The sequence below is a fragment of the Pseudoalteromonas sp. Ld20 genome, from assembly GCF_045064175.1.
GTDB lineage: Bacteria > Pseudomonadota > Gammaproteobacteria > Enterobacterales > Alteromonadaceae > Pseudoalteromonas > Pseudoalteromonas neustonica.
This window is the reverse complement of record NZ_JBISHB010000027.1, coordinates 153,601-174,188: the sequence shown is the minus strand read 5'-3', so window position 1 is coordinate 174,188 and position 20,588 is coordinate 153,601. Positions and strand designations below refer to the sequence as shown.

At 39.2% G+C, this 20,588-nt stretch carries 14 protein-coding genes and 1 rRNA gene; 8 read left to right on the top strand and 7 right to left on the bottom strand.

Annotated features, from left to right (window positions below; genetic code table 11):
* From ACJJVX_RS04885 to rhlB, 3 genes are all read right to left on the bottom strand, one after another.
* Positions 1-200, bottom strand: a 16S ribosomal RNA gene (locus ACJJVX_RS04885); the annotation flags it as partial.
* 572 nt (positions 201-772) lie between these two features.
* Positions 773-2,266 carry a guanosine-5'-triphosphate,3'-diphosphate diphosphatase gene (gene gppA / locus ACJJVX_RS04880; protein ID WP_054454394.1) on the bottom strand — a complete coding sequence of 498 codons (1,494 nt, stop codon included), beginning with the start codon at positions 2,264-2,266 and terminating at the stop codon, positions 773-775.
* 47 nt (positions 2,267-2,313) lie between these two features.
* Positions 2,314-3,591 (bottom strand): ATP-dependent RNA helicase RhlB, encoded by a 1,278-nt coding sequence (gene rhlB, locus ACJJVX_RS04875; protein ID WP_054205210.1) that lies wholly within the window; start codon positions 3,589-3,591, stop codon positions 2,314-2,316.
* Positions 3,592-3,682: 91 nt separating this feature from the next.
* Between rhlB and trxA the strand changes: the two genes are divergently transcribed.
* The 3 genes from trxA (at position 3,683) to ACJJVX_RS04860 (ending at position 7,061) form a co-directional block, all read left to right on the top strand.
* Entirely contained in the window at positions 3,683-4,009 is a 327-nt protein-coding gene (gene trxA, locus ACJJVX_RS04870; protein WP_054205211.1) for a thioredoxin TrxA, read from the top strand.
* A gap of 179 nt (positions 4,010-4,188) precedes the next feature.
* The gene (gene rho / locus ACJJVX_RS04865; protein WP_054205212.1) at positions 4,189-5,448 is read left to right on the top strand and encodes a transcription termination factor Rho; all 1,260 of its coding nucleotides are present in this window, start codon (positions 4,189-4,191) and stop codon (positions 5,446-5,448) included.
* Positions 5,449-5,801: 353 nt separating this feature from the next.
* Entirely contained in the window at positions 5,802-7,061 is a 1,260-nt protein-coding gene (locus ACJJVX_RS04860) for a methyl-accepting chemotaxis protein (protein WP_054205213.1), read from the top strand.
* On the opposite strand, the gene ACJJVX_RS04855 is transcribed toward ACJJVX_RS04860, so the two are convergent.
* Positions 7,058-9,880, bottom strand: coding sequence for an ATP-binding protein (locus tag ACJJVX_RS04855; protein WP_405630443.1), 2,823 nt, complete (start codon positions 9,878-9,880; stop codon positions 7,058-7,060). The genes ACJJVX_RS04860 and ACJJVX_RS04855 overlap by 4 nt on opposite strands.
* A 79-nt stretch (positions 9,881-9,959) precedes the next feature.
* On the opposite strand from ACJJVX_RS04855, the gene ACJJVX_RS04850 reads away from it, so the two are divergent.
* Positions 9,960-10,556: a DNA-J related domain-containing protein gene (locus ACJJVX_RS04850; protein ID WP_054205215.1), complete on the top strand. Its 597-nt coding sequence runs from the start codon at positions 9,960-9,962 to the stop codon at positions 10,554-10,556.
* Positions 10,557-10,559: 3 nt separating this feature from the next.
* Here ACJJVX_RS04850 and dbpA read toward each other — a convergent pair whose 3' ends face one another.
* Complete coding sequence (dbpA, locus tag ACJJVX_RS04845) at positions 10,560-11,948, bottom strand: ATP-dependent RNA helicase DbpA (protein WP_054205216.1); 1,389 nt, start codon at positions 11,946-11,948, stop codon at positions 10,560-10,562.
* Positions 11,949-12,138: 190 nt separating this feature from the next.
* On the opposite strand from dbpA, the gene ACJJVX_RS04840 reads away from it, so the two are divergent.
* The 3 genes from ACJJVX_RS04840 to ACJJVX_RS04830 all read left to right on the top strand — a co-directional run bounded on the left by ACJJVX_RS04840 (position 12,139) and on the right by ACJJVX_RS04830 (position 16,770).
* Positions 12,139-14,217, top strand: coding sequence for a TonB-dependent siderophore receptor (locus tag ACJJVX_RS04840; RefSeq protein WP_405630441.1), 2,079 nt, complete (start codon positions 12,139-12,141; stop codon positions 14,215-14,217).
* A gap of 129 nt (positions 14,218-14,346) precedes the next feature.
* Positions 14,347-15,744: a M20/M25/M40 family metallo-hydrolase gene (locus ACJJVX_RS04835; RefSeq protein WP_405630439.1), complete on the top strand. Its 1,398-nt coding sequence runs from the start codon at positions 14,347-14,349 to the stop codon at positions 15,742-15,744.
* 84 nt (positions 15,745-15,828) lie between these two features.
* The gene (locus tag ACJJVX_RS04830; RefSeq protein ID WP_054205219.1) at positions 15,829-16,770 is read left to right on the top strand and encodes a tetratricopeptide repeat protein; all 942 of its coding nucleotides are present in this window, start codon (positions 15,829-15,831) and stop codon (positions 16,768-16,770) included.
* A 48-nt stretch (positions 16,771-16,818) separates the two neighbouring features.
* On the opposite strand, the gene ACJJVX_RS04825 is transcribed toward ACJJVX_RS04830, so the two are convergent.
* Both ACJJVX_RS04825 and ACJJVX_RS04820 read right to left on the bottom strand, forming a co-directional pair.
* A complete protein-coding gene (locus ACJJVX_RS04825; RefSeq protein ID WP_054454403.1) occupies positions 16,819-18,777 on the bottom strand; it encodes a S9 family peptidase in 1,959 nt (652 codons plus the stop codon).
* Between the two features lie 468 nt (positions 18,778-19,245).
* Positions 19,246-20,166 (bottom strand): DUF808 domain-containing protein, encoded by a 921-nt coding sequence (locus tag ACJJVX_RS04820; RefSeq protein WP_054205221.1) that lies wholly within the window; start codon positions 20,164-20,166, stop codon positions 19,246-19,248.
* Between the two features lie 118 nt (positions 20,167-20,284).
* Here ACJJVX_RS04820 and ACJJVX_RS04815 point away from each other — a divergent pair, with 118 nt between their 5' ends.
* Positions 20,285-20,572: an MliC family protein gene (locus ACJJVX_RS04815; RefSeq protein ID WP_054205222.1), complete on the top strand. Its 288-nt coding sequence runs from the start codon at positions 20,285-20,287 to the stop codon at positions 20,570-20,572.
* Positions 20,573-20,588 lie beyond the last annotated feature (16 nt).

The window sequence follows — 20,588 nt, the reverse complement described above, 5'->3', positions numbered from 1 at the left end:
CACTTTGGTCCGTAGACATCATGCGGTATTAGCAGTCGTTTCCAACTGTTGTCCCCCACCAAAAGGCATATTCCCAAGCATTACTCACCCGTCCGCCGCTCGTCAGCAAAGTAGCAAGCTACTCTCTGTTACCGCTCGACTTGCATGTGTTAGGCCTGCCGCCAGCGTTCAATCTGAGCCATGATCAAACTCTTCAATTAAAAGTTTTTTCTGTTCTCATCCAATAAAGAATGAAGAACCTGCTCAATGAATTCTGAATTTATTTAATATCTTTCGATATTGAATTGACTGTGCTGAATAATTATTAAAAATAACTATTCTGTTGGTCACTCAGTTTCTCTTTCGAGAAATCACATTGAGACTCTAAATTTATTTGCCTTGCTTACCTATCTAAAAAGAAAGTTAAGTTCGGCTGTTAGAACTCAATCTGTACGAGTGCCCACACAGATGATTGCTTTATATTGTTAAAGAACGTTTTGATTCGCTTTAGCGACTCAAGGGATGCGAATAATACACCCTTTATTTTTCGAGTCAACACTTTGCTTTAAATTTTCTTTTGGAATATTTAAAACTGAAGTTTTATTTAACTCTCTGATAAGTCCGTGCCTCGCTATGCGTTGGCGTTTCCCGTCTCAGTGGGGTCGCATTATAGGGAGATCCAAAAACAGATCAACACTTTTTTTGAACTTTTTTGATTTAATTGGTTGTTCGAGTGAAATTAGTACAGAAAGGCGGTTTTTAATACTATAAAAGGGCTTTATAGCCCTTTTATCTACTTAACTATAAACTTCCAACCTGCCTTTTCTTGCTGTTTAGACTCTTGTTGAAGCTCACTTGCCATTAAAGGGTGTGCTTTTAACCAATCATTTTCAAATGATAGTGTTAAAGCCTCATTATTAGCAATTAAGGTAAGTTTTGGTAGCACATCATCTTGACGACGCATTGATAGAATCACTGCAATTCTTATTAAACGTGTTACGTATTGAGTTAACTGGGCATGACAACCTAAATAATCAAAACCATTTTTTTGCAGATCCGAACGATGTGCATTTGCAGTCGCCACTATTATCTTATGTTCTGATTGTGAGAACCCTGGCATCTCAGTATTTTCAAGAATATAAGCGGTGTGTTGCTGATATTGCTTGTACTCTATTAATAATCCAATTTCATGTAATTGTGCAATCGCTTTGAGCAAAGGCAATCCGCTTGTATCTAGTAGTGTCCATTGCTCACTAACTTGAAGCGCTAGCTGGCTGGAAAGATCTGCTACACGATTAGCTTGTTTTTGGTCTACATGATAACGCGCCATTAAACCATCAATAGTACGCTTACGAATGTTATGGTTATGAAACTCAGGGATCATGCTATACAAGACGCCTTCTCGGAGTGCTCCTCCGGCAAGTCCCATTTTGTCAATTTCAAGCGACTCAAATAAAGCAATCAAAATTGCTAGCCCAGAAACAAAGACTAATCTGCGTTCTTCACTTAAGCCTGGCAAATCTAATGCGGCAATAGTTTTATAGGTAATTGATTGCTCTTTAATAGCATTGAGTTTGTCTAGACTCAGTAATTCATCTAAAGATTGCGCGACCATAATTTCTTGGATCGCTTGCACTGTACCAGAAGCCCCAGAGGCAATTTCCCACCCAGCGCTCTTATAATCAGATGCTATTTCATCAATCACGAGACGCGCGGCTTTTATTGCTGCATTAAAATTGATTTCATTTAGCTGACAATCTTTGAAGTAGCGTTCAAGGTAGGTAACGCAACCCATATTTAGGCTTTTATAATGCAGTGCATCAAAACCTTTACCAATTACAACTTCAGTGCTCGCACCGCCAATATCGATCACTAACTGACGACCACTACAAGAAGAAGTATGCGCGACACCTTTGTAAATAGTTCGCGCCTCTAACTCACCACTGATAACGTTAATTTTATGGCCAAGAATTTGCTCTGCTTTAATTCTAAATACATCAGCATTTGTTGCTAAGCGTAAAGTAGCTGTGGCAACAATTGTAATATTTTTTTTAGGGATATCCTGTAGACGCTCAGCAAATAAGGCAAGACATTCCCAGCCTCGCTGCATTGCTTGCGTGCTCAGTAAATTATCGTCATTAAGCCCAGCAGCTAATCTGACTTTGCGTTTAACCCGGCCTATGGTTTGTAAGCCGCCAGCAATTGATTTAGCAATCAGCATATGAAAGCTATTTGATCCCAAATCAATTACTGCGTAAACATTTTTTTGCGGTTTAAGTTGCCCCACCGTTCAAAAACCTCTAGTTACTACTACGACTATAATGACGGTCGTAATTACGACCGTGCTTTTTGGTAATTATTATTAGGTCTACGTCCGCTGTTATTATTACGATTACGAGGACCTGTTGAATAGTTACGCTTTCTTTGAATAGTAGGTTTTGTTAAATCATCAAGCAATGCACTTTTATCGTAATGCGATAAAGGAATGCTATGTTCTATATATTCTTCAATTTCATGAAGGTTGTACGCGTATTGTTCACATGCAAAACTAATCGCTTTACCTGATGCGCCTGCACGACCAGTACGACCAATACGATGTACGTAATCTTCACAATCATCTGGTAAGTCAAAGTTAAATACATGACTCACTTCAGGGATATGTAATCCTCGTGCTGCAACATCCGTTGCTACTAGAAAATCTAGATCACCTTTAGTGAACTGCGCTAAAATTGATTGGCGCTTTTTCTGATTTACATCACCGGTAAGCATACCAACACGATGTCCATCTTCTTTTAACCATGCGTACACTGTTTCACAACTATGCTTGGTATTAGCAAAAACAATCGCTTTTTCAGGCCATTCTTCTTCAATCAAGGTTAATAACAGCTTAACTTTGTCTTCTTGAGATGGCTGAAATAACTCTTCACTGATTCGCTTGCCCGTTTTTACATCTGGCTCAACTTGTACATGCTCTGGGTTTGTCATGTGCTCAAACGCCAGCTCTTGAACACGATATGAAAGTGTTGCAGAAAACAATAAATTAAGGCGTTGCGATGTATCCGGCATACGGCGAAACATGTAACGAATATCTTTAATAAAACCCAAATCAAACATACGATCGGCTTCATCAAGTACCACTACTTCGATTTCATTGAGGGTATAACACCCTTGTTTATATAAATCGATTAAGCGCCCTGTGGTGCCAATTAAAATATCAACGCCTTTTTCTAACTGTGCACGTTGTTTTTCGTAATCTTCGCCACCATATACTAAACCTAAGTTAAGATTACAGTGTGGCGCTAAAATTTTTGCATCTTTGTGGATCTGAATCGCAAGCTCCCGAGTTGGGGCCATGATCAGGGCTCTTGGATGTTTACTAGGTGCTTTGCTAGATTGTAATAACCGATGGCACGTGGCTGTTAAAAACGCCAACGTTTTGCCTGTACCTGTTTGTGCTTGACCCGCAATATCACGGCCATCACAAATAAAAGGTAGGCATTTAGCTTGAATGGGTGTGCAATATTCAAACCCACTTTCGGTTAACCCGGCAACCACTTCCGGTGCAATAGCAAAGTCTGAAAACTTTTTATCGGTCAAATGTGTCTTAGTCATAGCGTTTAAGCATAACGTTTAAACTTGCAATAAGAAACAAGAGTGTTTAAATACGCATTAAATAAATTCGCCTAACTTATCGGAGAGCGCAATGAGCGAGAAAATAATTCAATTAACTGACGATGGCTTTGAAGCTGACGTACTACAATCAGACAAACCTGTACTGGTTGATTTTTGGGCAGAATGGTGCGGACCTTGTAAAATGATCGCCCCTATTCTTAATGAAGTAGCTGACGAATTTGACGGCCGTGTTGTTATCGGTAAATTAAATATCGATCAGAATGCTGGCACACCACCTAAGTTCGGTATTCGTGGTATCCCTACATTATTACTTTTTAAAGATGGCCAAGTTGCAGCAACTAAAGTTGGTGCATTATCTAAAACTCAGTTAATTGAGTTTTTAGAAAATAACATCTAATATTGAATCTAAAAAAGGGCAAATGCCCTTTTTTAGATTTTTTTTGTATAAAGACTGGACGCTACGCCAGTGAGCTGCTAGTTTATAAAGCCAACTAATCCTTAGTTTACCAACGAACCTCTCTCATTAATTAATATCGATTATATGAGCATGATAACTGTAATAAAGAACCCACCAATATGCATTTACGCGAATTAAAAGACAAGTCGATTAAAGAGCTTGTAGACTTAGCTGAGTCCATGGGGCTCGAAAACGTAGCCCGCTTAAGAAAGCAAGATATAATCTTTGCTATCCTTAAAGCCCACGCCAAAAGTGGAGAGAACATTTTTGGCGGTGGTGTACTAGAAATCTTACAGGATGGTTTTGGTTTCTTAAGATCATCAGAAGCCTCTTACCTTGCTGGTCCTGATGACATTTATATATCACCTAGCCAAATTCGTCGTTTTAGTATGCGTACTGGTGACTCTATAATGGGTCTCATACGTCCACCTAAAGACGGTGAACGTTACTTTGCACTACTAAAAGTAAACGAAGTAAATTTTGATAGACCAGAAAATTCTCGCACTAAAATTCTTTTTGAAAATCTAACACCACTTCATGCTAACGAACGTTTACGTATGGAGCGTGGTAATGGTAGTACTGAAGATATTACTGCTCGAGTACTTGATTTAGCCTCACCTATCGGCCGTGGTCAACGTGGTTTATTAGTAGCACCGCCAAAAGCGGGTAAAACAATGCTACTGCAAAATATCGCGCAATCAATTACCCATAATCACCCTGATGCAACGTTGATGGTATTACTAATCGATGAGCGTCCAGAAGAAGTAACTGAGATGCAGCGTCTTGTAAAAGGCGAAGTAATTGCATCTACGTTCGATGAGCCTGCGAGCCGTCACGTTCAAGTTGCTGAAATGGTAATTGAAAAAGCAAAACGTTTAGTTGAACATAAAAAAGATGTCATCATCTTACTAGATTCAATCACTCGTTTAGCGCGTGCTTATAACACCGTAATTCCTTCATCAGGTAAGGTACTCACCGGTGGTGTTGATGCTAACGCATTGCACAAGCCAAAGCGTTTCTTTGGCGCTGCACGTAACGTTGAAGAAGGTGGTAGTTTAACAATTATCGCAACTGCCCTTATCGATACCGGCTCTAAGATGGATGAAGTTATCTACGAAGAGTTTAAAGGTACCGGTAATATGGAACTGCACTTAAATCGTAAGATTGCTGAAAAGCGTGTATTCCCTGCAATTGACTTCAATCGTTCAGGTACTCGTCGTGAAGAATTACTGACGAAGACAGATGAACTACAAAAAATGTGGATTTTACGTAAAATCGTACATGAAATGTCTGAAATTGATGCTATGGAATTTTTAATTGATAAACTTTCTATGAGCAAAACCAATGATGAATTTTTTGACTCAATGAGACGTCAGTAAAACTATTCATATTAAAAAAGCCCGTTTAAAACGGGCTTTTTTTTCTCTTATTTACCAACCTACCAATGATTATTTGTCTTACTCTATGCTTTACTCTATAACTTAATTAGTATGCAAAATAAAATCATATGAAATGATTGCTGCTCTGCTAGGGCGTGTTGACCTTTCGTGATTAATTTTGCAGCGGTGTGCTTGGTATTTAGGCAGGGCAGCGCCTATGGTGTGTGGTTATTCCCCATAAATAGGCGATAATGCAGTATAAATGCCAAACATGCGCTGCCCAAAGAGTTCTTCCTAGGGGCGATTAAATACATTATTTTATCTGACAAAATTAAGATCTTAAGGTGTAACGGATGACAATAACTAAAAGTATTTTAATTCTAACTGGCTTTTTAATACTTGGTACGTGTCTAATATGCTACTTTTTTGACCTACAACTCTCTGCACTTTTGAGCTTATTATTTATAATAATGGTAGGTAATGGCACGACCTTACTCATTTATAAAAATGTTGTGTTACCAACTCCGCACTTAGATAACCTAGTCGAAAATTTAATCACCAGTGATTATATAAATTTCACTTTTCGTTTTGACGAAAAACCTAATATCACCCCAAAATCATGCTTTGCACTCAATGCAAGTTTAACCACCATAGAGCATATGTTTCATGAGATATATTGTACTTCATCGCGCTTACTCCCTATGGCAGATGCATTACGAGATACTTATGCTTCAATGACCCAAAAAGCCAGTATTCAACATGCACATGGTGAAGAATTAGCCACAACTATAGAGCACACTATACGTATATCCAGAGAGCTAGAAGGTGATGTTGAACTTATTTACACCTCTGTCGCCTCTGCAACTCAATCAGTTCAACAGACGCGTATTGATAGCGATAATAGCCAAGCAAGCTTATCAAAATTAGCTACAAATATAGAGCAAACAAGTGAACATATGAAAGTCTTAAAACAAGACAGCGATAATATAGGCTCAGTGATTGAAGTAATAAATGCAATTGCAGAACAAACAAATCTACTAGCTCTCAATGCTGCAATTGAAGCGGCCCGTGCTGGCGAGCAAGGCCGAGGCTTCGCTGTTGTCGCTGATGAAGTACGTAATTTAGCAGCACGAACAAGTAATTCCACACAAGAGGTTCGTACTATGGTGGGGAAAATTCAAGAAAGCACTGATCGTGCTGACACTTTGATGCGCAATGCACTAACTGAAGCACAACAAACCGTTAAGCTATCGCATGCAACAAGTAACGAGATTAATACCATTGAACAAGCTATGCTGGCCATCAACGCACTATCAGAAAAAATTAACCATCAAGTTGCTCAACAAAAAATAATGTCCGATGAAGCCCAGTCAAACATTGAAGCAATGGTGGAGCTAAATTCGGATGCACTTTCGAGCACATTGATCCAATCGGTTTCCAGTGAAGATCTTCGAAATTTAGCAAAAAGCCTACATGAAAAGTTGGGGTTATTTCATGTTAGCGAGGGCATTATTGATAACACTCAACGTAATGATAGCGCTAGACGCAACGAAAACACCTCCAGTAGCAACCAAAACACGACCGCACCAACAAATGATATAGAGTTATTCTAAACCTTAAACTGCTCTAACTCATGGATTAATGACTCAACTAATTCTGTTAACCCTGTATTATTTTCGGCTTCGGTACTGTTTAACAATGCCTTATCCAATAATAATGCTGGTTGAATGACACTATCTAATGCGAACATTTGTGCTGCACCAAGGATCCGATGACTATCTTGTTGCAAAGCAGACAGGTCACCTTGCTGATAGTGATCTTTTAATGCATTTACTTCATCATCAAAGCTGGCTACAAAACTTCTGATTAGATCACTAACATCGATATCGATAGCCATTTCTTTTGAAGCTGGTAACACACTTAAGTGCTCGCTAAGTTTAGTGTAAAAATCTTCTTTATCTAGGGGTTTACTTAAATACCCCGAAAAACCTAAGGCCAGATAATCTGCAATTTCATGGCTCATTGCATTGGCTGTCAGTGCAAAAACCGGTTTATTAAAACCACACTTCTCTAGCAAATCGAAGGCTGTTAAGCCATCCATTATTGGCATTTGTATATCTAGTAAAACTACGTCGGGAAATTCACTAAGGCATTGTTCAACAGCTTCTTCACCATTGCTTACAGCAATAACATCTAGCCCTAAGGTGTTTAAGAAGCGTGTAATTAAGCGACGGTTATCCGGATGGTCTTCAGCAAGTAATACCTTCCCAGCCAATGTTTTCGCTGTAGTGGTTACTGGTAATGATGAAACTGGTATGCCTGGTAGATATTGTTTACATGGCAAATAAAGCATAAATTCACTGCCTTTACCGTATTCACTTTGTGCATTGATATAACCCCCCATCATCATAGCTAACTGTTGTGATAAACTTAAACCAAGCCCCGAGCCACCAAAGCGTCGACTGATTGTGTTATCCCCTTGTTGGAAACACTCAAAAACTATCTTTAACTGCTCAGCCTGAATACCGATACCTGTATCTATTACTGCAAACTGGACGCCCAAAGCGGTTTCATTGATGCGTAATGTAACCGAGCCTTGTTGAGTAAACTTAACTGCATTACTAAGTAAGTTGATTAAAATTTGCTTTACTCGCATCAAATCTAGCTTAACCCAGTACTGCTCACCAATTTGATTATCCAATGTAAGCGTCAAACCCTTGCTTCTCGCTTGCAAACTAGACATTGAATACACATCCATTACCAACTGCACTAAATCAAAATCACAAACACTCAGCTCTAAACGATTTGCTTCTATCTTACTGAGATCAAGCACATCATTAATGAGCTCTTTGAGATGATCACTGTGCTTTTTAATTACCAGTAACTCCGTACCTAATTGCTCCGTGTCATATAAACCATTTAATAAATCATCAGTTTGCCCCAAAATAGCTGTTAGAGGAGTGCGGATCTCATGGCTAATATTTGCTAAAAATTGGCTTTTCACTTCATTTGCTGACTGTAATTTTTGAGCAACAGATCGTAACTCTTGCGTACGCTTTTCAACTTTCTCTTCTAGTTGTACTTTAGCTTTTCTTTCAATTGTACGGCGATATAAAGCAACACTGCAGATCAAAACCAGTACGAATACTATCGCCAACAAAATAGTGAGTTGTGAGCGCTTTGCTATCTCTAACTCTTGTAATCGACTAGTTTGCTTCAGATCTTGAATCTCCTGATTCAATTTATTGGATTCAAATTGAGATTGAAACACATTTAGGGCTTTAATTATTTCCTCGCTTGTCATACTACGTTGATACTCTACAAATTTGTCATGTAAGTGCATCGCTCGTCCAAAATCACCTAAGCTTGCACTTAACAACGCTTCAATTCCTAAGCCATCTCTTAAGCGCATTTCATCTTTGTATTGTTTCGCCAGCGCTATTGATTGCTCTAAATTTTTCTTTGCAGCATCAATATCACCTTTGACCAACTGTATTTTTGCTAACACATGCAAAGCGGCTAATAACAGCTGTTTATTATCAATTTGTCGTGCATATCCTTGTGCGGCATTTGAGTGATAATATGCAGCATCCAGTTCGTTTATTTTTAAATTAATGTTGGCTAAATTATTATGTCTTGTAGATAGTTGAAAGGCATTATTGGTACTTTGGTAATAACGTAAAGCCAACTGGTAGTAATGCAGAGCTAGTTGATTTTGACCCGACTCATCATATGCAACGCCCATATTACCGTGCACTTGAGCAACACCATCTTCATCGCCCAACGCTTGAAATACACTTAGTACTTTGCGGTATATTTCCAATGCTGAATCATACCGAGATAAACGAATATAAACCCCTGCAATATTATGCAAAATGTCGGCTTGATCTTGTGCACTGCCATCTTGCTCATAAATAACTTTAGCTTGCTGATAGTAATCAAGGGCTAGTTCCATATTATACATATCGAAATATGATAATCCTATATTACTCAATAAATTAGCTTGTTTTAAAGGGCTATTTAAACGAACGGCAAGACTTAATGCTCGACTATAATCAATAACGGCTTGTTGCATCAAACCTTGGTAATACAGCACCACACCCTGCATTTTTACAGCTCTAAAATGCAACTCAGGTAAATCATTAAAATCGCTGCCTTGCTCCAATAATTTATAGTAATGAAGCGCTTGAGTGTATTCGCTTATTTCAAAAGCATTTTTAGCCATTTCAGAATAAATAGCATTTTTTTGTTTATCTGATAGCTGCACTGAAGATAATAACTCACTAGCCAACAACTGTTTTTGAGGCCAATTTTCAGCCAAATCAAACTGCTCTAACATACTGCTTTGTTGCTTTGCAAAACTCGATACTGCAAAAACACTGATGTAGACCATGAGGCCAATAAGCAATGAGCATTTCAACTGGCTCGGCATAATTATATCCTTGAAACTTTTGTAGCCGTGAAAGCTGTGATAGTTTGTCAAAGATACACTAATTACTAGATTGCAAACAATGCTTAACCCTCTGATTGATGAGATTTTTGAATTGATTTTAACAAAGCAAGTGTGGATGGTTCATACTTTAGCATTGAAATTAAAAGACCGTGGTGTCATTGATAATTTAGACCCTCTTCCTGAACGTGACTTATTTAAACGTAACTTTTTAATCATGAACGCTTTGTATCAGCTTCAACAGCAAGTATTGCCAACGCAGCAATTACTGATATCCAGTTTACATATTGAATTAATCACTGCGCCATCTAATCACTCAGCATTAGATGCAACTGATCCGCTACGTATTTACTACCTTGACTGGAATAATTTTGAGACATCCAGTGTTGAAATAGAAAAGTTATTAAATAGCTTTTGGCATAGCTTCACAACTAAGACTGGTTCGACATTAAAAGTAGATATAACAACCCGAGAACTGCTTTTAAAACGCTGGCAATTACCACCGCAAAGTAAGATAAAAGATGTGCAAAAACGCTGGCGACAGCTAGCAATACAATACCATCCGGATAAAACACACGGCAATGCAGATAAATTTAAACAATTGAAGAGTGAATACGAGCAGCTAAAGAGTAGCTGCTCAACAATATGTAACGGGTAATTATTAACGCGTTAAGCGACGAGCGCGAATTTTACGGCCTTTAATATTACCTTCGGTCAATTTACGTAGTGCAGGTTTTGAAGAGTTACGCTCAACGGCTACAAATGCTACGTTATCAAGTACATTAATTTTACCAACTTGACGCCCTGCAACACCATCTTTACCTGTTAGTGCTCCTAAAATATCACCTGCACGGACCTTCTGCTTTTTACCTGAATCAATCATCAGTGTCACCATTTCAGGCTTGTAAGGCGGTTTTTCTAGTAAGCTAAATGGTGGTAATTGCTCTGGTAAAAAGTCGCATTCATAGTGGTCACCAATTTGCGCCACTTTAAACTGCTCTGCATCACCGTAAATAGAACACGCAATACCTTTTTTACCCGCACGGCCAGTACGACCAATACGATGTACATGCGTTTGTGGGTCATGAGCAAGGTGATAGTTAATTACCATATCCATGTCGTCAATATCCAAACCACGCGCTGCAACGTCTGTAGCCACTAATATTGACGCGCTTTTATTCGAAAAATGGATAAGTGTACGCTCTCGATCTCGCTGCTCTAAATCACCATGCAATGAAACTGCACTAAACCCTTCATCAGCTAGATCGTCACATACTTGTTGAGTTTCAACTTTGGTATTACAAAACACCACACAGCTTTCTGGCTGAAACTTTAACAACAACAATTTTAATGTATTAAAACGTTGTTTGTTATTATCCATTTTATAGAAGTACTGTTTGATAGTGCTTTTTTCTTGCTCTTCTTCAACTTTCACCATTACAGGGTTACTTAACACCCGTTTAGCGATTGCTTCAATAGCGCGCGGGAAAGTAGCACTAAATAGTAATGTTTGACGTTGTTTTGGTATACGCTCGATAATTGCATCTAACGTATCTTGAAAGCCCATATCAAGCATTTGATCTGCTTCATCAAGCACTAAAGTTTCTACGTCGTCTAAACGTAACGTACCTTTGCGGATATGATCATCAACACGCCCTGGCGTACCAACAATAATATGCGCGCCGTGTTCAAGCGAGCCTATTTGCGGTCCAATCGATACACCACCACATAAGGTGAGTATTTTAATGTTATGAATGCCGCGTGCTAATTTACGCATTTCAACAGCAACTTGCTCCGCTAATTCACGCGTTGGGCAAAGCACCAAAGATTGAATACGAAAGCGCTTAACATTAAGCTTGGCCAATACACCCAAACTAAACGCCGCAGTTTTACCTGACCCCGTTTTAGCTTGTGCAATAATATCTTTACCTTCAAGTACTGGAGGAAGACTTTGAGCTTGTACAGCAGTCATGTGGGCGTAACCTAAAGTAGATAAGTTATCAACCAAACCTGATGGTAAAGCGAGTGATGAAAAAGCAGTAGCAGTCACAATAAATCCCGAAACAAAAAATAAATTAGCAAGGAATAGCCCTGCCTCTAGTTGCGCTAATGATAGCAGAAATCAGCCATAGCAACCATTAAGGCCTTTATTATAAATCAATCAATAAAGGCATTGTAAATAAAATCTATTTTCATTAAGAACCGCATCGCTTTTTATCTCACTCAGCCGGAACCATTTAATGAAACTTTGCCCGCTTTATCTTGCACTGCTTACCTCTGTAACCGCTGCACACGCCTCAACTACGGATGAAAACATAGAAAAAATTGAAGTTAAAGGTACTTACTTCAATGACTATAAAGTAGACCATGCAAAAGGCGCTATGCGCACATCAGCTTCATTGCTTGAAACCGCACAATCAGTCACCGTCATCACTGACACAATTGTGAATGAACAATTAGCCACAACACTGGGCGAAGTATTAACAAACGATGCCAGCCTAACCGCTGGCTCACAACAACGTAACCGCGAAGTATTTAATTTACGTGGCTTTGGGTTAAGTTCATCAACAGGTTACTTACGTGATGGTCATCAGCATTGGTCTCACTATCAACAGCCGATTGAGATTTTACAGCAAGTAGAAGTTATTAAAGGACCATCAAGTATTTTATATGGTCAATCAGGTCCTGGCGGCTTGGTTAATATGGTGACAAAAAAGCCAACTGCACAAACAATTTTTAATGCAGGTGGCGATGTCGACCAGCATGGTTCTACACGTTTTATGGTCGATGCCGCAGGTGCGCTCACTGATGCTGAAGATTTACGCGCCCGTGGTATTTTAGTAAAACAAGATGTGCAGTACTGGCGTGAATACCAAAATGGCGAAAACCGCGAACGCGACCGTTTTTTAGGTGCTTTCGTGGTTGATTACGATATCAGTGATAATGCATTAGTACGCGTACATTATGATCGTACAGATGATAAAGCAGGCCTAGATACAGGCGCATGGATTGATGAAAATACCAATGTAATTGGTGATGATAAAACAATTCGCGATATGTCTTGGGCATTTACTGATATTACAGTTGAAAACCTAGGCATTGATTTTAATGTGTTTTTATCTGACAACTGGCAAGTAAACCTTGGTTATAACGAACAGACGTTTGAACGCCAACGTTTTGAATCTTCACCAAGTAAAAGTAGTTTTAATGAGGCAACAAACAGTTATAAATCAAACCCGTACGATCGCTATGATGATTGGCAGTTTACCACCGCATTCGTTGATTTTATCGGTGAATTTGAAACTGCGGGCATTGAACATCAGTTTTTAATTGGTGCTAATTCACTTGACTACTTTTACCGCCAATTACGCACCTCTGCAGACTCTTTTAACTTCACTGCTGGTCAAAATGAGCCTGCTCGACCTGATATAAGCTATAAAACACCAGATAGAACAAGCGAAACTGAATACGATTACTACGGTATTTATATACAAGATTTAATTACTTTCTCACCACAGTGGCAAGTTTCACTTGGTGGTCGTTACGATAAACAAACGAGGAAAGGTAGAAATAACGAATCTTTCTTACCTAAATTCGGCGTGCTATATCACCCCAATGAATCAGCGACGATATATACTAGTTACTCTGAAGGATTTGAACCTCAAAACGAAACTATTAATAATCAAAATGATATTAATGATGGTATGAAGATTGATGCGGTTACCTCTGAGCAAAGAGAAGTAGGCATTAAATGGCAATTGTTTGATGATCGCTTAATGCTTAGCAGTGCACTTTTCGACATTAGCAAAACAGGCACGCTCGTTACTGAAGATTTACCTGTCGCTATTGGCGATATAACAACTATTACCACTCAAATTGGTGAACAACGTCATAAAGGCTTTGAACTTGCAGCACAAGGGGCGGTAACTGATCGCCTATTTGTGATGGCATCAACCATGTATTTAGATGCAAATTACGAGCGCGATGCTAAATTACAAGGTAAACGCCCTGCAGATGCACCTAAATGGTCTGCATCACTTTGGACTCGCTACGAATTAAACGATGCGATTGCGTTCAATGCTGGTGCTTTTTATGAAGGGGATCGCTTTGCTGATAGTAAAAATACAATTACCAAAGACGCTTATACGCGTGTAGATGTGGGTGCAACTTATAAATTTGTTATGAGTAACACCGATATTAACTTACGCCTTAACGTTGAAAACCTATTTGATACCAACTACCTTGGCGGTGGTGGTACAAACAATGTAACGGTCGGCGAAGGCACTAGCTTACGTTTAGCAGCGCAGTTTAATTTCTAAATTAGTTAGTAATTTTAAAAAGCCCGCACGTTAAACTGCGGGCTTTTTACTTTTTATCTTATTATATTTTTTAAGTCGGTCATTTAATGGTTAAATAGTCGGTAAATATCTAACAAGCCAAGGTCAATAATGAAAAAAATCATCACAGGGGTTCTGCTTGCTAGCAGCTTTTTGGTAAGTGCAGCAGAGCCTGAGTTTACAGCTCAACAACTTAAGCAAGTAGCAGAGCTCAGAACAAATGCTAGCAACAGTGACTTAAGCTATCAATTACTGGAATCTCTTACTACTGAGATAGGCCCACGCCTTCCTGGTACAGAAAATGATAAAAAAGCCGTTGCATGGGCACAAGAAAAATTTCAAGCGCTGGGTTTTGATAAAATATGGCTAGAAGAAGCCACGTTCCCTGAATGGCGCCGCTTCAGTGAAAGCGGTAAAATTCTTACCCCGAGTGAACAAACACTACATTTAACCGCACTTGGTCATAGTGTGAGCACACCAAAAGACGGTATTACTGCTGAAGTTATATTATTTGAAACCCTTGATGAGTTGATCGCAGCCCCAGCAAATAGCTTGAAGGGTAAAATTGCTTATATTAACTACCGTATGAACCGCGACATTGATGGTAATGGTTATGGCCCTGCCGTTCGTGCACGTTCAACTGGTTCTGTTGAAGCCGCTAAAAAAGGTGCAATTGGTTATATGATGCGCTCAGTCAGTACTGCACATCACCGCTTTGCACATACTGGTGGAAGCCACTATAAAGACGGTGTAACAAAAATCCCTAACGTAACAATTGCCAACCCTGATGCCGACCAAATTGCTCGCCTCATTGCACTGGGCAAAAACGTTACTGTAAATATCAATGTGCAAAATGAAGATCGTGGTCAAGGTACTGGCTTTAATGTGATAGGCCAATTCAATGGTACCCAAAACCCTGAACAATATGTACTTATTGGCGGTCATCTAGATTCGTGGGATTTAGGCACTGGTGCGCTCGATGATGGTGCAGGTGTTGCATTAACGATGGCAGCAGCAAAACATATTAGCGAAATAAAGCGCCCTAAGCGTAGTATCCGCGTGGTATTATTTGCCGCCGAAGAACTGGGGTTATGGGGTGCTAAAGCCTACTTTAAGCAACATGCTAAAGAGCTTGATAATATTGTTGCCGCAGCTGAATCTGATTTTGGGGCTGATGTAGTATATGGCTTTGAGTCAAATGTATCTGCGCAGTCACTCCCGGTGGTGCGTGCTATTGCTAAACAACTTGCCCCACTCAATGTTCAATACATTGCAAAAAATACCGCTAACGGTGGACCTGACTTAATTCCATTGAAAAATGCCACCAGCGCACCTATTTTTGATTTACACCAAGATGGTACCGATTATTTTGATTACCACCACACGGCTGATGACACACTTGATAAAGTAGACCCTGAAAAACTGAAGCAAAATACGGCCGCTTATGCTGTGTTTGCTTTTATGGCTGCTGATGCTAGAACAACAATCAAACCAAAACCTGCAAAATAATACATATTTTCTTACAGTTTGCAGCTTTGCTTCTCACCTTCCTTGTTTTAACTTATGTAAAACAAGGAAGGGACCAAGGACTACATGCTACTTTTTAATACCAGCAACTCACTGTCATTCTTCAGCAAAACAAAAACCTGCCCACAGTGCAACAGCAATGACTATCAATTAAAAAACCATAGTCGCTTTTTACGTTTTACTATCCTACCTATCCTGCCACTGGCATGGCGATATAAATACCAATGTGCTAATTGCCGCCACAGCGAACCTGTGTCAATCATCAAATTGCCATTGTTAGAGCAACTGTCATTAGTAAAGTATTTTGCAGGCTCACTCTTACTGATATGTTTATGTATATATTTTTACGCACAACATCTTGAAGAGCTCACAACAAAGAAAATGATTCTAGATTCACCTCAAGCATTTGATACCTATTTAGTAAAAGCAGACAAGTTTTCGCATGAGCCATTACGTCCAGAAAATTTGAAAGTGGCACAAGTACTCGAGTTCGATGAAAAGTTTATTACCTTTCAAATCAGCAATTATCGTTACAAACGCGATAGAGCAATCACAATGGCAATGCGCACTAGCTTATTAGTGCAAAAAGATTACTTTTCATCAAAGACACTGACCTTACCCCGCAAGGAAGTAAAGCGCTTATACGATGACGGTGCTATTTATAATGTACTTCGCCCATACGCATACAGTTTATATGGTGGGTTTGTTATGTTTCCACCGACACCAAAACCCTTATATGAAGGTGTAAAGCTCAATAAGAATAATCAGCAAGGGATCGTATATTATAAAGATGGCTTATTTGAAGATGCATTTGAAAGCTTTTTGCTCGCCAGTAAGGAAGGTTCTCAGTGGGGACAACTTAATACTGCGCAAATGTATCGTGATGGTGAAGGTGTAACAAAAGATATAACTCAAGCTATCTATTGGTATCAGCAAGCCGCACAACAAAATAACCATAAAGCAAAAGTGCAACTCAAAGAGTTATGCCAAGAGAATAGCTGCAAATAAAAAATGGCAAGCTATAAGCTTGCCATTTTAATTATAAAGATCATATTTTTACAAGGTTAAATGCTGGTCTAAAAATGCCAACACCTGCTTATAATAACGAGTGCGATGCTCTGGCTTGTAAAACCCATGCCCTTCATCTTCTAATAACTCGTAAACATAAGGATGATTCGCTTTTTTAAGCGCGGCCACAAGTGATTCAGCTTGTTCAATAGGTGCTCGCTCATCTTCCCCACCATGTACTATTAACACAGGTGCTTTTAACTTATCGATATTGTAGCTTGGGGAGAAGGCCTTTAGTTGGGCTTCATCAGTGCCAAGTACATTTTTAAGGTAACGCTGACCACTCTCACGCTCTGCCACATCGCCTTCATCAAACATCAGTGGTAAATCGTAAACACCAACAACACCGATAGCACACTTAAACATATCAGGCTCTATAATCGCACTTTGCAAGGCTGAGTAACCACCAAAACTGGCCCCCATAATACACATGTTATTTTTATCAACAGTTCCCTGCTCAATTAGGTGTTTTACGCCATCAATAATATCGTACTGGATCTCAGCTCCCCACTTTCTATGCCCTGCATGCTCAAAGTTACGACCAAAACCACCCGAACCTCTAAAATTCACTTTTAATACCGCCATACCGCGATTGGCTAACAGCTGTGCATCGGGATCAAACCCCCACCAATCGCGCGGACCATGAGGGCCACCATGAGGCATAACAACCAGAGGCAAGTTTTTCTCTGTCGTATTGTTAGGGAGTGTTAAATAGCCATGAATAGTTAAACCGTCGCGGCTGGTGTAGCTAATTGGTCTTGTTTCAGCCATTAATTCAGGCTTTAGCCAACTACGTGCTGAAAATAAATAACGTAGCTTGTTAGCTTGTGCATTAAACATATAATAGTCACCAGGATTTCGGTCACTTGATGCAATAATGATATTGGTATTGCCATCTTCAGTGCTACTAACAAGTTGCACTTGATTCCCCTCCAACGCTGCAAGTAATGACTTTAAGTGCACACTCTTCTTTGACTCACTATCAATAAAAGCATACGTTGGATAATTTAACTCACTTTCAATGGCGAATAGCTCTTTTGATGTTTCATCCACCCAGATCTTCTTTGGCGATACACCTTCTTCTTTATGAATCAATTCCATTGCTTTGGTTTTTAAGTTGAGCTTGTACAAACCAGCAGCCTCACCACTCACTGACGCGGTTACATAAATTGAACTGCCCGTGCTATCAAAAGCGTGTAGCTGCACATCACCGTAAACCAAACTACCTAAATCAAGTTCTTGCCATTCTCCCCCAGACTTTGCGCGAGTATAAATTGTTGAACTTATATAATCATCCGTTGAGACGGCTATACGCACATTACCTTTATGATCTGTTAAAAATTGTGCCATTCGAGAAGGTGAACGTGCTACCTTTCGACGGTGACCAGAAAACAAATCAACCTCATAAACCACAGTAAACGGCTCACTACTAGAAGACCACGGATAAGTCACTATTAACATTTTACGTTCATCAAAAACTAATGGGTCTAACAAGTAAGAAGTACCGTAAAGAGGCGTCGCCTTTTTCAAACGAGAGCCTGTTTGCATCTCCCCTTGATAGCCAACTAGGTACTTCCCTCGGGAACCATCAGCATTTACAGCAAATAATTCACCATGATACTGAGGATGATCTTGCCATCCTTTTAAATATTCTTTTTGAAGCACTATTCGCTCATCGCTAACCCAGCTATAAGCACCCACTTGTGCATTATCTGGAAATCTCACGGCATGGCTAACCTGAAAGTTTTTAGCGTTGAGGATAACTAATATACTCTTTCCCTCAGGCTTACTAATAACAGATATATAACGACCATCAGGTGAAAGCTTAACTTGACTATATTCACTGCTTTTACTGAAGCTTTCTATAGAAAGCGACTTTGTACTTGCATAACTACTAACACTAAACTGTGCTATAAAAAAAATTAATACTAACAGCCACTTTTTCACGGCAATTCCTTTTTGATATTATTATTAAAAAAACACAACATTACCTATCATACCAACACAAAACCCTCTTAGAAACGATTTATTTACTACCAGCATTAGTATGTCGTAATAGTCGAATAAAACTGCAGAGGTTTATAACGTAAACTAAGCCAAACAGAAGAGCAATCAACATGACCAGAAACTCAAACCTATAATGGATTAAAAATGCCAATTAGAATCACTACAAAATTAATTGGCCATCACAGCTTAACACTGAAGATAATTGACGAGTGATCGATCCATTTCTAGTTACTGAAAAACTTACTAACAGTGTTAAGTATTGATACCCATGAGCAGATAAACGAAACGATACTTACCCTTGATTTCGTGCTAAATAAAATACATCGTTAGGTAATCAAGCGAACTCTACACATAAACATTAAGTACCACCAATCAATTTAATAATACTCTAACACTTTGCCAACAAAGTTAAGTTGTCGGCTTTTTTGCTATAAACCTCACCATAATATGATGTATTAGCACAATCATCGCACCAGCCAACAAACCTAAAGTACCATCAAACAAAAGCGGCGCAATTACCTCTCCAACACTTCCTAAATGCGATAAACCATAATCAGTAACAGTTAGTTGCCAATGATGAAGTATACTAATACCGTGCACTAAAATACCGCCCCCCACCAAAAACATAGCCACAGTGCCTGCAAAAGCCAAAAACTGCATTAAACGTGGGGCAGCCGCTAGTAAACCCTTACCTAATATTTCTTTAAAGCGATTACCTGTTTGCTGGGCTTGTTTAAGCAAATATAATCCGGCATCATCCAGTTTTACTATCCCAGCAACGAGACCATATACACCTATCGTCATCAGTACGGCAATTACACTTAGTACAAGTGCCTGATTAAGTAAACTCGCTCCCGCAACAGTCCCAAGAGTAATTACTATTATTTCTGCTGATAAAATAAAATCTGTCCGGATTGCCCCTTTTATCTTTTGTTTTTCATATTCAACTAAATCAATATCTGCCGCCTCATTATGATCATTAGATTTAGCCGCAGGAAAAGCTTTCTCCACTAACTTTTCAGCACCTTCAAAACATAAGAAAAGACCACCTATCATTAATAAGGGCGTTATCAACCACGGCAGCCACACACTGATCAACAATGCCGCAGGAACTAACATGGTTTTATTTAAAAATGAGCCTTTAGCAACAGCCCATACAACGGGTAATTCTCGATCTGCACTTACCCCTGTCACTTGCTGTGCGTTTAAGGCTAGATCATCACCGAGCACACCCGCCGTTTTTTTAGTCGCAACCTTGCTCATAGTAGCTATATCATCCAATAGCGCAGTTATATCATCAAGCAATGTTAAAAGGTTTGTGCCTGCCATCCTTGTTCCTTAAATTTTAAAATTATTTGATTTTAACATAGCGTAAAGCGACACTTTCACCAACGGTTAATTTTCGTTTGCTATGCTGTGCAAATACCATAACTCAAGGATACCTTTTATGTATAAAGCACTACTATTGACTACGAGCTTATTAATCACACTCAGCGCCTGCACACAGCAGGAGAATATTGATACATTTACATGTGATAGCAAACTCAACGCAACCATAACCAACCAAGATGAAGAGTCTGCAACGCTTGATTACAATAAACACCAATATCAACTAATAAGGCAACGCAGTGCATCAGGCGTAAAATACACCAACGAAAACGTGCTATTTTGGACTAAAGGCAAAGAGGCTATGCTGATTATCGATGGCAATAAATACCACTGCAATTTACAATAACTCAATATCCTCTCAT

Excerpts from the sequence above, each read along its gene's own strand:
- ACJJVX_RS04860 (WP_054205213.1), top strand. The coding sequence starts at position 5,802 with ATGACAATAACTAAAAGTATTTTAATTCTAACTGGCTTTTTAATACTT.
- ACJJVX_RS04840 (WP_405630441.1), top strand. The coding sequence starts at position 12,139 with ATGAAACTTTGCCCGCTTTATCTTGCACTGCTTACCTCTGTAACCGCT.
- ACJJVX_RS04835 (WP_405630439.1), top strand. The coding sequence starts at position 14,347 with ATGAAAAAAATCATCACAGGGGTTCTGCTTGCTAGCAGCTTTTTGGTA.
- ACJJVX_RS04820 (WP_054205221.1), bottom strand. The coding sequence starts at position 20,166 with ATGGCAGGCACAAACCTTTTAACATTGCTTGATGATATAACTGCGCTA.
- ACJJVX_RS04850 (WP_054205215.1), top strand. The coding sequence starts at position 9,960 with ATGCTTAACCCTCTGATTGATGAGATTTTTGAATTGATTTTAACAAAG.
- trxA (WP_054205211.1), top strand. The coding sequence starts at position 3,683 with ATGAGCGAGAAAATAATTCAATTAACTGACGATGGCTTTGAAGCTGAC.
- rhlB (WP_054205210.1), bottom strand. The coding sequence starts at position 3,591 with ATGACTAAGACACATTTGACCGATAAAAAGTTTTCAGACTTTGCTATT.
- ACJJVX_RS04830 (WP_054205219.1), top strand. The coding sequence starts at position 15,829 with ATGCTACTTTTTAATACCAGCAACTCACTGTCATTCTTCAGCAAAACA.
- rho (WP_054205212.1), top strand. The coding sequence starts at position 4,189 with ATGCATTTACGCGAATTAAAAGACAAGTCGATTAAAGAGCTTGTAGAC.
- ACJJVX_RS04855 (WP_405630443.1), bottom strand. The coding sequence starts at position 9,880 with ATGCCGAGCCAGTTGAAATGCTCATTGCTTATTGGCCTCATGGTCTAC.
- ACJJVX_RS04815 (WP_054205222.1), top strand. The coding sequence starts at position 20,285 with ATGTATAAAGCACTACTATTGACTACGAGCTTATTAATCACACTCAGC.